10 protein-coding genes are annotated in these 12,941 nt (G+C 47.7%); 7 read left to right on the top strand and 3 right to left on the bottom strand.

Annotated elements, in window-relative coordinates:
* Positions 1–2: 2 nt before the first annotated feature.
* Positions 3–722 carry a 3'-5' exonuclease gene (locus OH458_RS10545; RefSeq protein ID WP_269978298.1) on the top strand — a complete coding sequence of 240 codons (720 nt, stop codon included), beginning with the start codon at positions 3–5 and terminating at the stop codon, positions 720–722.
* A gap of 48 nt (positions 723–770) precedes the next feature.
* Here the strand turns inward: OH458_RS10545 and OH458_RS10540 are convergent, their stop codons facing one another.
* A complete protein-coding gene (locus tag OH458_RS10540) occupies positions 771–1,553 on the bottom strand; it encodes a sulfite exporter TauE/SafE family protein (RefSeq protein WP_443088515.1) in 783 nt (260 codons plus the stop codon).
* Positions 1,554–1,889: 336 nt separating this feature from the next.
* On the opposite strand from OH458_RS10540, the gene OH458_RS10535 reads away from it, so the two are divergent.
* Both OH458_RS10535 and OH458_RS10530 read left to right on the top strand, forming a co-directional pair.
* A complete protein-coding gene (locus tag OH458_RS10535; protein ID WP_269978296.1) occupies positions 1,890–2,867 on the top strand; it encodes a DUF1852 domain-containing protein in 978 nt (325 codons plus the stop codon).
* A 22-nt stretch (positions 2,868–2,889) separates the two neighbouring features.
* Complete coding sequence (locus OH458_RS10530) at positions 2,890–3,918, top strand: methionine synthase (RefSeq protein ID WP_269978295.1); 1,029 nt, start codon at positions 2,890–2,892, stop codon at positions 3,916–3,918.
* A gap of 89 nt (positions 3,919–4,007) precedes the next feature.
* Here the strand turns inward: OH458_RS10530 and OH458_RS10525 are convergent, their stop codons facing one another.
* Entirely contained in the window at positions 4,008–6,368 is a 2,361-nt protein-coding gene (locus tag OH458_RS10525) for a Lon protease family protein (RefSeq protein ID WP_269978294.1), read from the bottom strand.
* A 214-nt stretch (positions 6,369–6,582) separates the two neighbouring features.
* Between OH458_RS10525 and OH458_RS10520 the strand changes: the two genes are divergently transcribed.
* Complete coding sequence (locus tag OH458_RS10520) at positions 6,583–7,077, top strand: hypothetical protein (RefSeq protein ID WP_005473676.1); 495 nt, start codon at positions 6,583–6,585, stop codon at positions 7,075–7,077.
* 18 nt (positions 7,078–7,095) lie between these two features.
* The gene (locus OH458_RS10515; protein WP_039473780.1) at positions 7,096–8,718 is read left to right on the top strand and encodes an ABC transporter ATP-binding protein; all 1,623 of its coding nucleotides are present in this window, start codon (positions 7,096–7,098) and stop codon (positions 8,716–8,718) included.
* Between the two features lie 78 nt (positions 8,719–8,796).
* Here OH458_RS10515 and OH458_RS10510 read toward each other — a convergent pair whose 3' ends face one another.
* Positions 8,797–9,696, bottom strand: coding sequence for a LysR family transcriptional regulator (locus OH458_RS10510; protein ID WP_005473630.1), 900 nt, complete (start codon positions 9,694–9,696; stop codon positions 8,797–8,799).
* A 189-nt stretch (positions 9,697–9,885) separates the two neighbouring features.
* On the opposite strand from OH458_RS10510, the gene OH458_RS10505 reads away from it, so the two are divergent.
* Positions 9,886–11,577 carry an L-lactate permease gene (locus OH458_RS10505; protein ID WP_269978293.1) on the top strand — a complete coding sequence of 564 codons (1,692 nt, stop codon included), beginning with the start codon at positions 9,886–9,888 and terminating at the stop codon, positions 11,575–11,577.
* A 134-nt stretch (positions 11,578–11,711) separates the two neighbouring features.
* Positions 11,712–12,848 carry an FMN-dependent L-lactate dehydrogenase LldD gene (gene lldD / locus OH458_RS10500; protein ID WP_038136518.1) on the top strand — a complete coding sequence of 379 codons (1,137 nt, stop codon included), beginning with the start codon at positions 11,712–11,714 and terminating at the stop codon, positions 12,846–12,848.
* Positions 12,849–12,941 lie beyond the last annotated feature (93 nt).

Here is a 12,941-nt window from a genome sequence, read left to right as displayed (position 1 = left end):
CAATGATCAAACGAATTATGACGCCGCCGAGCATAGACTGGCCAATGAAGTTCAAACGCAAACTGGAATCGGTTCAGCATCCCGAACTGCGCGAGTACTATCAAGCCGGTGTGGTTGACGCGCAAACGCCTCTCGACGAGGTCACTTTTTTGGCGATGGATTTTGAAACCACAGGGCTCGATTCCGAGCAAGATGACATCATCACGATTGGTACGGTTCCTTTCACGCTCAACCGAGTGTTGATTAACCAAGCCAAACACTGGACGGTTCGTCCTCGGAAACCACTTGAAGAAGACTCAGTGATCATCCACGGCATCACCCACTCAGATGTCTTGGATGCGCCTGATTTAAGTGAAGTGTTCGCTGAGATATTGGCGCAAATGCAAGGGCGAATTATGGTCGTCCATTATCAGCGAATAGAGAGAGAGTTTTTTAACCGAGCGCTACTTACCCGTATCAATGAAGGGATAGAGTTTCCCGTCGTTGACACCATGCAGCTTGAAACCTTAGTCCAACAAAAATCCAACGGTGGGCTTATTAATCGATTAAAGGGGCGTAAACCGGCTTCAGTTAGACTTGGCGCGAGTCGCTCTCGCTACGGTTTACCGCAATACACTCCACACCATGCGCTCACAGATGCCGTGGCCACCGCCGAGCTATTGCAGGCACAAATCGCATATCACTACGAGCGCGATACGCCAATCAACCATATTTGGCTTTAATCCACTCTGCCAAGCAAACCGTTCGATTGCTTGGCAGAACGAAGAGCGTTAGCTGAGCGCCATGTTGGTTGCCATCGCAAGCAAGAGTGCCGCGAAGATTTTCTTAATAACCGCAACGGGCAAGGATTGTGTTGCTTTCGCCCCAAGCGGCGCAGTAAACCAAGAGGTACAAACGATGCCAAACAGTGCCGGTAGGTAGACAAAGCCTGCAAACCCATCGCTGAGGGCAAAGTCAGCACTGCCTGAGGTGATATAGCCAACAGAACCGCTCAGCGCGATGACAATCCCACACGCCGATGCGCAGCCAATGGCTTTTTTCATGTCGACAGAGAAAAAGGTCAACAAAGGCACCAACAACGCACCGCCACCGATACCAATCATTGCCGACAAACCGCCAGTCAACGTGGTTAACACCGTCAGTAACCCTTTATTTGGCATAGCGCGCTCCGTCGAGTTGTCCCCTTTGCCACCAAGCAACATTTTAAGGGCGATAAGCACAACGCTTACAGCGAATACAATGCGCACCACCTGCTCGGGCAATAGCGCGGCCAGAAAACCACTCACAAGCGCGCCAAGAGCCACGCCAGTCATAATCCACGGCGCCAACTCCCATGGCACATTACCATTTCGATGATGGGCAAGTGCCGAAGAGGTGGAAGTAAACAGAATCGACGCGAGAGAGGTTGCGATCGCACAGATCACCACCTGCTCTGCAGGCAAGACTTGGAAGTGCAATAAAATTACACTTAGTATCGGCACAATCACTAACCCACCGCCAATACCCAGTAATCCGGCTAAGAAACCTACGCCGCTGCCCAACAACGCACACATCACCACTAATAACACTATGTCACTCACTGCTTCACCTTTATTTGTTTATCGCGGCGACGATTAAAACGATTCCATTCGCCGTTTGTAGCACATCAATATATCCCTTCGCGGTTCGGAAGAAACATGAATTTTTCTCATATTGAACGTGAAGGATTTCCGCTGTTATTAACCTGCTGTTCAACGGTATAACTCAACCAACGCTCAAATTACCCATGACGCTCACTAGAATCACCAAACAAAATACGGGTAGAGCGCGAGAAAAATAACAAGGAATATCTCGCAGCGAGCAAAATTATAAATCAGCTTTCATCTCAGGAAATAGGATCGCAGACCGCCATGAGTACAGATTTCAACTTTACGATTAAAAGCATTAGCCTTGACGAACATTATCAACCAGCAGATAGCACTCGAATCACCACCAATTTTGCCAACTTGGCACGTGGGGAAAGCCGCCAAGCCAACCTTCGTAATGCGTTAAAGATGATCGATAACCGTTTCAATGCCTTAGCACACTGGGATAACCCAAACGGTGACCGTTACTCAGTGGAACTCGAGATTGTCTCTGTCGATATGGACGTGGTTGAAGGCGACGAAAGTTTCCCTTCAATCGAAGTACTGAAAACGTATATCGTCGATCATAAAACCAATGAGCGTATTGAAGGCATCGTAGGAAATAACTTCTCTTCCTATGTTCGTGATTACGACTTTAGTGTTCTTCTTCTCGACCACAATAAAGATCAACCGCAATTCACGGTGCCAGATAATTTTGGCGACCTCCACGGTAAGCTGTTTAAATATTTTGTCGACTCTTCAACTTACAAGCAGCATTTTAATAAACCGCCAGTGATCTGCTTAAGTGTTTCAGACAATAAAACCTATTTCCGTACTGAAAACCAGCATCCAGTATTGGGTTACGAATACCAACCTAATGAGTCTTCGTTAACGGAACAATACTTCCAAAAAATGGGTCTGCAAGTGCGCTACTTCATGCCACCAAATAGTGTTGCTCCGTTTGCATTCTACTTTTTTGGTGACTTGTTAAATGACTACACGAACTTGGAGTTAATCAGCACCATCAGCACAATGGAAACATTCCAAAAAATCTATCGTCCAGAGATCTACAACGCGAATGCGGTTGCGGGGAAATGCTACAAACCGAATCTGAAAAACTCAGACCACTCTGTGACTCAAATCGTTTACGACCGAGTAGAACGAAGCCAGTTGGCAGTGCAACAAGGCAAGTTCACTGAAGAACATTTCATCAAACCTTACCAATCGATCCTCGAGAATTGGTCGGCAAACTACGCGTTATAACTCATTTACGGTGGCATTGATTATGAAAACTCTATTACCAACATCAACTGCGGGCAGTTTGCCAAAACCTTCGTGGCTGGCTCAACCAGAAACACTTTGGTCTCCTTGGAAATTGGAAGGCGATGAACTCGTTAGCGGAAAACAAGATGCGCTCAACTTATCACTGCACGATCAACAACGCGCGGGGATCGATATTGTCAGTGACGGTGAGCAGACCCGACAACACTTTGTCACTACCTTTATCGAGCACCTCGACGGCGTAGACTTCGAGCAACGCAAAACCGTGACGATTCGCAATCGCTACGAAGCCAGTGTGCCTAGCGTGGTTAGCCCGGTATCAAGACCAAAGTCGGTGTTTGTTGAAGACGCAAAATACTTGCGCCAGCAAACCGATAAACCGATCAAATGGGCGCTTCCTGGCCCTATGACGATGATCGATACGCTCTACGATGATCACTATCATAGCCGCGAAAAACTGGCTTGGGAGTTTGCAAAAATTCTCAACCAAGAGGCCAAGGAGCTAGAGGCCGCTGGCGTTGATATTATCCAGTTTGATGAGCCTGCCTTTAACGTCTTTTTTGATGACGTCAACGACTGGGGCATTGCTTGTCTGGAGCGCGCCATTGAAGGCTTGAAGTGTGAGACTGCGGTTCATATCTGTTACGGATACGGCATTAAAGCCAATACGGATTGGAAGAAAACTCTAGGCTCAGAATGGCGCCAATATGAAGAGGTTTTTCCGAAACTGCAACAGTCCAACATCGACATCATCTCTTTGGAGTGTCACAACTCACGTGTTCCTGTGGAACTACTTGAGCTAGTGCGCGGTAAGAAGGTAATGGTTGGCGCGATTGATGTCGCAACCAACGAGGTTGAAACGCCCGAGGAAGTGGCAAACACACTGCGCGAAGCACTCAAGTATGTAGATGCCGACAAACTCTACCCATGTACCAACTGTGGTATGGCGCCCCTTGCTCGCGACGTTGCCTCGGCAAAACTCAATGCACTCAGCGAAGGCGCCGCCATCGTGCGCAAAGAGTTGTCGTTATAGCGAAACAATCGCACTCATTGAGATAAAAATGCCAGTTCACTCATTGAACTGGCATTTCGTTTTAGGGTTGTTTATCTAAGCGAGGAACACTATTTGCGCAATGCATTTAACTTCGCTTGAGCGATACCGAAAATGGTATCTATTGGATAACTGCCCTCCTCACTCGGCTCACCCGCAGGTTTGCCCATAAAGAGCTCAATCGCCTCAGTGACATGGTCAATCGCCCAAATGTGGAACTCACCCTTCTCAACGGCTTTAACTACGTCTGGTCTTAGCATCAAGTTATGCATGTTTGAACGCGGAATGATCACCCCTTGTTCATTGCTGCGACCTTTAATACCACAGACATCAAAGAAGCCCTCGATCTTCTCATTCACCCCACCAATCGGTTGAGACTCGCCAAACTGGTTCATCGAGCCAGTAATCGCAATGTCTTGGCGATTAGGTTGTTTGGAGAATGCCGATACCACCGCACAAAACTCCGCCATGCTCGCGCTATCACCATCAACACCACCGTAAGACTGCTCGAACGTGATGGTGGTATTAAGCGGCACTTTGGCCGTTTTACCAAACACCGATGACAAGTAGGCACTTAAAATCATCACCCCTTTCGAGTGAATACTGCCACCCAGATCGACGCTGCGTTCAATGTCTATCACATCACCGTCGCCATAACAGGTCGTCGCGGTAATACGGTTTGGAGCACCAAACATGTATTCGCTGGTACTAAGCACCGACAACGCATTCACTTGACCGACCGCTTGCCCCTCTGTTTGTAAAAGCGTTGTCCCGTTAATGAACCCTTCCATCACGGTATCTTTCAAACGGCTCACTCGCAGTTCTTGATTGGACAATGCTTCTTCGACGTGATTTGAGCGAATCATATTTGAGTTGGCTTGCCGAGCGACGTAATTCGACTCACGCAGTAAGTTAGCGATGTTGGCAGAATGCAAAGAGAGCTTAGTCTGGTCACCCGCAAGGCGAGAACTGTGCTCGATGATCCGCGCAATGGCTTTCTTGTCACAATGCAGCATATTGTTGTCATTGACGACACTAGAAATAAAGCGCGCATACTGAAGCTCTGCCTCAGGGCAGCGAGGCATTTCATCCTCAAAGTCTGCCGTCACCCGAAATAGCTCGCTGAACTCTGGATCATAGTGCTGCAGAAGTTGATAAGTCCGATAGTCACCAAACAAGATGATTTTCACATCCAATGGGATTGGTTCAGGGTCCAGTGAAACCGTCCCCGTTAACGTCACCTCTTTCTCCAGTGAAGAAAAACTTAACTGACGCGCACGCAATGCTCGCTTTAAGCCATCCCATACATAAGGCTGCTCAAGTACCTTCTGAGCATCCATCAGTAACACGCCACCATTAGCCTTGTGCAAGCTACCAGGGCGAATCAGCGAGAAATCCGTAAACACGGTGCCTTTAAAGGTTGCCGTTTCTACGTAACCAAACAATGAGTGATAGTTCGGGTTCTCTTCTACAACAATCGGAAAATCGCTGTCTTTACGGCTTACAAGGACGTTAACCTTGTATCGGCGGGGCAGTTTCTTATCCAAAGAAGCGGTCGCCACTTCACCTTGCTCCGCGCTTTGCTCAAGAAAAATATCGGCGTTATCTACAATATCTTGCTGCAGTTCGGTCAGGTAAGTTTTGATTTCTGAGTAGCCAGAGTAATCTTTTTTGAGCTGCTTAATGAAATGAGTGATCACGTCTAGCGTCACGTCATCATTCAACTTTTTGATTTTCTCACTGTAGGCTTCTTCCCATTCCGTCAACTGGCGAACCATGTTGCGCAGTTGCACCTCAAGATCGTCAATCGCGGCGCCAAAGTGCTCTTGCTCTTTTTTGCTTAATGCTTCAAACGACTCTTCGCTGTGCAGTTCTTCGCCATTCATCGCGACAAACTGGTAGTCACCTTGGCTAGTGATGGTCAGACTGATGCCTTTGGCTTTTGCCTCTTTGGTGATTTGCGCGAGCTCCGCCTCTTGTTTGGTCGCCAACTGGTTTTTTAGACGGTCAGCTCGGCTGTAGTAGAGTTCATTGTCGAACGCGAGTGGCATCGCGTTGAGCAGCTTCGAAACCAATTTTTCAATGTCTTGCTTTAACTTGCTGCCCACGCCGCAAGGTAATTTCAAGACTTTCGGGGTTCGAATATCTTCAAAGTTCGCCACGTAACACCAGTCGAACAGCTCATTCGCATCATGTTGGTGTCGGTTTAAATAACGCAAGATCATCGTACGTTTGCCAAGACCATTTTGGCCGATCGCGTAGATGTTGTAGCCCTTTTCCTTAATGGACATAGCAAACTCTACCGCTTTCTGAGCACGTTCTTGACCTACAATTTCATCGATGGGTGCCAACTCTTTGGTTGATTTGCTCGGCAGGGTTTCTAGCTCTGCGGCATGGTATAGCTGGCTCGCTTCTAGTCGCTGAATCGCCATATCCTCGTTCCTTGTTGTTGTTCTTATTGGGTCTCTATTGCCTTAGTTTAGGACATATTTAGTTATAATTTAGTGACTTAGGCAGAAATTGAATCTGTTCGGTCAAATAACCATCAATCATAAGCCAACATTACGATCAAATGATAATTATTTGCAATCGTAAATGAATTGCATTTAAATATGCTCCATCAAGTATTTGGTGGAGTAAACACACATGGATCTACAACAATGTTGGACGCATTACCTAAAAGCGGAACAATTACTGGAACAAGGCCACTGGCCTGAGGCCCATTATCTGTACGATCAAGTGCTTTCTCATTTGCCCCACCATATTCAATCTGCAATGGACTGCGAAGAGACCAAGCCCTGTCAGTTCAGTTGTTTGCTCACTGGTTTACGAGACGCGGCAGTTTCCCAGTCAGAGATTCTCAACAAAATGGGCCAGCATCAACGTGCATTTGACCTGTTGAACCAGAGCTACGCGCTTCTTCAGTTTATGTCCATTGAAACATCCGATTTGGTGAAGGCGACTCACCATATTTTGGAAAAAAATAGCGATGAGCTTCTTCGTCACATGGGGGCATTTTGCACCGCGCAACGCAATGCGCAGTGGATGCTTGAGTATGAACAAGTACAAAAAGCACACCATCACTTCGCTGCGTTGAAATCTTTTCATGGCGCTTCGGAGAGCTCTCGCGTCATAAATTAAAACTATAAAGGAATACACATGTCACAGACGCCAATACTAAAGGTGAAGAACCTTTCAGTTAGCTTTACCACCAACGATGGCATCGTTGATGCGGTTAAGGATGTGAACTTTGAACTGTTTAAAGGTGAAACACTGGCCATTGTTGGGGAATCCGGCAGCGGTAAATCCGTTTCATCCAATGCACTGATGCAATTATTGCCGAACAATTCGATTGTTCATTCACAATCAAGCATCGTGTTTGAAGGTGAAGAGCTGCTTGATAAATCGGAAGTTGCGATGCAATCCATTCGTGGCGATCGTATCGGCATGATTTTCCAAGAGCCAATGACCTCGCTAAATCCATACATGCGCGTCGGCATACAAGTAGCCGAAGCAATTATGTGCCATCGCCCAGTCTCCCGCTCTCAAGCAAAGGCGAAGGTACTTGAGCTATTTGACTTGGTTCACCTGCCAAATATCGAGCAAGCCTACACCAAATATCCTCATGAGTTTTCTGGCGGTCAGCTGCAACGCATCATGATTGCGATGGCGTTGATCAACGAGCCAGACATCTTGATCGCCGACGAGCCAACCACCGCTCTTGATGTGACGGTTCAGGCAGAAGTGCTTAATCTGATTAAAGAGATTCAAAGCAAACTCGGCATGGCGATCTTGTTTATCACTCACGACCTCGGTGTCGTAAAACACCTTGCGGATCGTGTGGTGGTGATGTGTAAAGGTGACGTGGTCGAAGAAGGTGAATGCCAAGCGCTATTTGCCAATCCGCAGCACGACTACACCAAAATGCTAATCAACTCTATCCCTCGCGGCGGCAAAGACCCAATTGAAGACAACGCACCGGCTCTACTAAAAGCCGACGATATTCGCGTCAAGTTCTTAATTAAGTCGCACTTTATTCAGAGCAAAAACCAGTACTTCGAAGCGGTAAAAGGCATTTCTCTCGAACTTAAGCAGGGTGAAACCTTGGGTATTGTGGGTGAGTCTGGTTCAGGTAAATCCACATTAGGACGCGCCTTAATTGGCCTACTTCCAAGTAGCGGGACAATCCACTTTAAAGGGCAAGATGTCGGTCAATTGAGCGAAAAGCAACGTTTTGAGTTAAAGAAAGATGTGCAGATGGTGTTCCAAGACCCATACGGCTCGCTTTCTCCTCGTATGACCATTGGTGAAATCATCACTGAAGGGCTAACCGTCCACCAGCCAACCATGACAAAGTCAGAGCGTATGCAACGTGCACGTAAAGCGCTGGAAGAAGTACGTTTGGATCCTCACTCCATCAACCGCTACCCTCACGAGTTTTCCGGGGGTCAACGCCAACGTATTGCGATTGCACGCGCGCTGATTTTGGAGCCTTCTTTCATTCTGCTTGATGAGCCAACATCTGCATTGGACCGCTCTGTTCAGTTAACGGTGATTGACCTACTCAAAGACATTCAGAAGAAGCACAATATCGGTTTCTTGTTTATCAGCCATGACTTGAGTGTGGTCAAAGCGCTTTCTGATCGCGTGCTCGTGATGCAAAAAGGTGAGGTTATGGAACAGGGAACTGCGGATGAAATTTTCCACAATCCGAAAAACGATTACACCAAAAAGCTGATAGCGGCGTCATTTGACTTGGACGAATCCGAAGAAGCCGCCTAAGCTTACTCTATCAGTTCGGTTTGGCCGCCGACTTATCGCCGATGCATGGATGCATCGGCGTTTTTCTTTCAGGGCTAATCAAAAGTAATGTGAAATGGCTAAATAGCGTGCGCGGATATGTTCAATCAGCAGTTTCACTTTATTAGGGGGTTGACGGGTAAACGGATAGACGGCGTAAATGCCCAATCGCTTTCCTACTTGCTCTGGAAACAGATCCACCAGTTGGCCATTGCGAATGTCGTGATACACCAAGCATCGTGGTACGTAAGCAATGCCATGACCACCCAAAGCAGCTTTCCTCAGTGCGGTGGCGTTGTCTGTTGAAAACGAACCGGACACGCGAACAATGTAATTGCCCTCTTTTCCTTTAAACTCCCATTCACTCGCTCCTGTGGTTTGGTAAGCGTATTGCAAACAGTTGTGCTGTGTTAAGTCTTCAGGTTTCACTGGTTTACTGTTTCGTGCGACATACGCAGGCGACGCACACACCACCCATTGTGAGTCGAGAATATGTCGAGCGATCAGGCTTGAGTCTTCCAAATACCCTGTGCGAATCACCAAATCATACCCGCCTTCAACTAAGTCGACGAAACGGTTATCTAATGACATATCAACGCTCAGGCCAGGGTGCGTGTTGCAAAATTCGGCGACCGCATCGGCTAAAATCAAATCACCTGAAATGGTCGGCACCGACATCTTGATGTGACCGCTGATGTTTTCACCAAAGCCTGAAACCGCATCCATAGCCTCCAAAGTGGCTTGCTTCACATTTTTAGCCCCATGCGTCAGCGCTTTGCCCGCCTCGGTCAGCGTCAATTTACGCGTTGTGCGATATAATAACTGAACGCCCAACTCTTCTTCCAAACGTGCTATTCGCTTGCTAACTACCGAATTTGTAAGGTTATTTGTTTCAGCTACCTTACTAAAGCTGCCCATTTCCACGACTTGAGAAAACAGAATTAAGTCATCTGCGCGCATTGATTATGTCACTTTTGGAATTAATTATTTTCATTATTTCCCTATATCAATAAAAAATAAAGGGGTAAATTCACTTCGAATTAACACAATTATCACAAATATAAAATCTAAGAGACTCTTTAGAGCCCGGATTTAACAAGTCATCCCTAGCAAAACGTCAAGGGATTATGCCTGTACGAGGATGTACCAATGAGTGAAACATTACTTGCCCTAGTGGCCTTCTCACCAATCGTGGTGGCTGCCATATTACTTGTCGGCCTTAATTGGCCAGCCAAACGCGCGATGCCTGTCGCATTTGGATTAACCGTTATCATTGCCCTATTTGGGTGGGACATGTCGACCACACGCGTTTTAGCGTCTGTTTTTCAAGGGCTAGGCATCACTGTCGCGGTCTTATGGATTGTGTTTGGCGCCATCTTCCTACTCAATACGCTTAAACACACCGGCGCAATCACCACCATTCGCAACGGGTTTACTAACATCTCACCTGACCGTCGTGTTCAGGCCATCATCATCGCTTGGTGCTTTGGCTCGTTTATTGAAGGCGCATCAGGTTTTGGTACGCCCGCAGCGATTGCGGCGCCACTGTTAGTCGCGATCGGATTCCCTGCTCTCGCCGCGGTTTTAATGGGTATGATGATTCAATCGACGCCTGTTTCCTTTGGCGCAGTAGGCACCCCTATCATCGTTGGGGTAAACAAAGGTCTTGATACGCACAATATCTCAGAAGCGCTACTCGCGAATGGCTCCACTTGGGACGCCTACTTACAACAAATTACCTCTAGCGTTGCGATGATTCACGCGACCGTAGGTACGCTAATTCCCGTACTAATGGCAATGATGCTGACGCGCTTCTTCGGCAAAAACAAGAGCTGGACAGAAGGGCTAGACATTCTACCGTTTGCTATTTTTGCGGGCTTAGCCTTTACCATTCCGTACGCACTAACGGGGGTTTTCCTCGGTGCGGAGTTCCCATCACTGATTGGCGGTTTGGTTGGACTTTCTATCGTCGTATCTGCGGCAAAACGTGGCTTCTTGGTACCTAAAACAACGTGGGACTTTGAGAAAGAAGATAAGTGGCCAGCAGAATGGTTGGGCTCACTGAAGATTGATCTAGAAGACAGCAAGAGCAAACCGATGAGCATGGTGATGGCTTGGTTCCCATACGTGCTATTGGCTGTGGTACTGGTTGCGAGCCGCGTTAGCGCCAATTTCAAAGCGATGCTAACCAGCGTAAGCCTATCGTTTAGCAATATTTTGGGCGAAACCGGTATCAGCACTGCCATTCAACCCCTTTACCTACCAGGTGGCATCCTAGTCTTCGTCGCGCTTATCGCTGTATTGCTTCAAGCACGTAGCGCTGCTCCGCTTGCAAAAGCGTTTGGCGAATCGAGCAAAACCTTGATTGGTGCAGGCTTTGTTTTGGTCTTCACTATTCCTATGGTGCGCATCTTCATCAACTCTGGCGTCAACGGCGCTGACTTAGCCAGTATGCCAGTCACAACCGCCAACTTTGCCGCTGGCCTCGTAGGTGAAGCCTTCCCAGCGTTGAGCGCGACCGTCGGTGCACTAGGCGCTTTCATTGCAGGCTCAAACACGGTGTCTAACATGATGTTTAGCCAGTTCCAATTTGAAGTTGCGCAGACACTCTCTATCTCTAGTGCGGTTGTAGTAGCACTTCAAGCGGTTGGCGCAGCAGCGGGTAACATGATCGCGATTCACAACGTGGTTGCTGCATCAGCAACGGTGGGACTACTGGGCCGCGAAGGTGCGACGCTACGCAAAACGGTTATCCCAACGTTCTACTACTTAGTCCTGACTGGCGTCATTGGTTTAATTGCCATTTATGGCCTAAACATTACGGATGCCCTGGTTAAATAAATCCACGGCGTTAATACTCATCCCCTGACAAGAACGGCACTAGTGTCACTCCAAGCGAGTATTAACGCCACCCTAAACAGTTTGAATCTAGCCTTCAAAGAAAGGCCCAAATACACCATTTGTAGGATTGAATTATGATTATCTCTGCCTCTACTGATTACCGCAAAGCGGCGAAATCAAAGCTCCCACCTTTTCTTTTCCATTACATTGATGGCGGCTCTTATGGTGAGCATACTCTGAGACGCAACACAGAAGATCTTGCAGATATTGCGCTTAAACAGCGTGTGTTGAACGACATGTCTGAGCTTAGCCTCGATACCGAAATCTTCGGTGAAAAGATGGCGCTTCCTATCGCCCTATCGCCAGTCGGTTTAACCGGAATGTATGCGCGTCGTGGCGAAGTACAAGCCGCAAAAGCCGCCGAGAAAAAAGGCATCCCGTTTACCATGTCGACGGTGTCAGTTTGCCCCATTGAAGAAGTCGCACCAGCGATTGAGCGCCCTATGTGGTTTCAGCTCTATGTGCTCAAAGATCGCGGCTTTATGAAGAACGTGTTGGAACGTGCAAAAGCCGCAGGCGTGACAACCTTGGTATTCACGGTCGATATGCCTGTTCCGGGCGCCCGTTACCGCGACATGCATTCTGGTATGAGCGGTCCGAATGCCGCAGCACGACGTGTATTCCAAGCGATGCGCCACCCGCAATGGGCGTTTGATGTTGGTTTGTTTGGCAAACCGCATGATCTGGGCAACATTTCAACTTACCGCGGCGAGCCGACCAAACTCGAAGACTACATTGGTTGGTTAGGTGAAAACTTCGACCCTTCAATTAGCTGGAAAGACCTTGAATGGATTCGTGACTTTTGGGATGGGCCAATGGTGATCAAAGGCATTTTGGATGTTGAAGATGCAAAAGACGCCGTGAAATTTGGCGCGGACGGCATTGTTGTGTCAAACCACGGTGGTCGCCAGCTCGACGGCGTTATGTCTTCTGCCAAAGCTCTTCCTGCTATTGCAGACGCAGTGAAGGGAGATATGAAAATCTTCGTCGATTCCGGTATTCGCACTGGGTTAGATGTCGTCCGTATGCTCGCACTGGGTGCCGATTGTGCCATGCTTGGTCGTTCTTACATCTACGCGCTTGCTGCGCAAGGTCAAGCTGGCGTTGAAAATCTCTTAGATCTGTATGAAAAAGAGATGCGCGTTGCGATGACACTAACAGGCGCGAAAACCATTCAGGATCTGAACCGAGATTCACTGGTGAGCATCTAATCGATTAATTTAATGGGTGTCACGGCTTTTGAGAACAAGATGTGACACCTTTGACTCACGGGAAGAGAGAACAACCTCACAATAATCAGAAAG

The organism is Vibrio sp. MarTm2, assembly GCF_027587055.1.
GTDB classification, from domain to species: Bacteria; Pseudomonadota; Gammaproteobacteria; order Enterobacterales; family Vibrionaceae; genus Vibrio; species Vibrio sinaloensis_D.
The sequence above is the reverse complement of the archived record's forward strand: the minus strand, read 5'-3'. Positions and strand labels throughout refer to the sequence as shown.

What these genes read in the sequence shown, in the direction of transcription:
- OH458_RS10545 (WP_269978298.1), top strand. Translation starts at nt 3, where the DNA reads ATGATCAAACGAATTATGACGCCGCCGAGCATAGACTGGCCAATGAAG.
- OH458_RS10540 (WP_443088515.1), bottom strand. Translation starts at nt 1,553, where the DNA reads ATGTGTGCGTTGTTGGGCAGCGGCGTAGGTTTCTTAGCCGGATTACTG.
- OH458_RS10535 (WP_269978296.1), top strand. Translation starts at nt 1,890, where the DNA reads ATGAGTACAGATTTCAACTTTACGATTAAAAGCATTAGCCTTGACGAA.
- OH458_RS10530 (WP_269978295.1), top strand. Translation starts at nt 2,890, where the DNA reads ATGAAAACTCTATTACCAACATCAACTGCGGGCAGTTTGCCAAAACCT.
- OH458_RS10525 (WP_269978294.1), bottom strand. Translation starts at nt 6,368, where the DNA reads ATGGCGATTCAGCGACTAGAAGCGAGCCAGCTATACCATGCCGCAGAG.
- OH458_RS10520 (WP_005473676.1), top strand. Translation starts at nt 6,583, where the DNA reads ATGGATCTACAACAATGTTGGACGCATTACCTAAAAGCGGAACAATTA.
- OH458_RS10515 (WP_039473780.1), top strand. Translation starts at nt 7,096, where the DNA reads ATGTCACAGACGCCAATACTAAAGGTGAAGAACCTTTCAGTTAGCTTT.
- OH458_RS10510 (WP_005473630.1), bottom strand. Translation starts at nt 9,696, where the DNA reads ATGCGCGCAGATGACTTAATTCTGTTTTCTCAAGTCGTGGAAATGGGC.
- OH458_RS10505 (WP_269978293.1), top strand. Translation starts at nt 9,886, where the DNA reads ATGAGTGAAACATTACTTGCCCTAGTGGCCTTCTCACCAATCGTGGTG.
- lldD (WP_038136518.1), top strand. Translation starts at nt 11,712, where the DNA reads ATGATTATCTCTGCCTCTACTGATTACCGCAAAGCGGCGAAATCAAAG.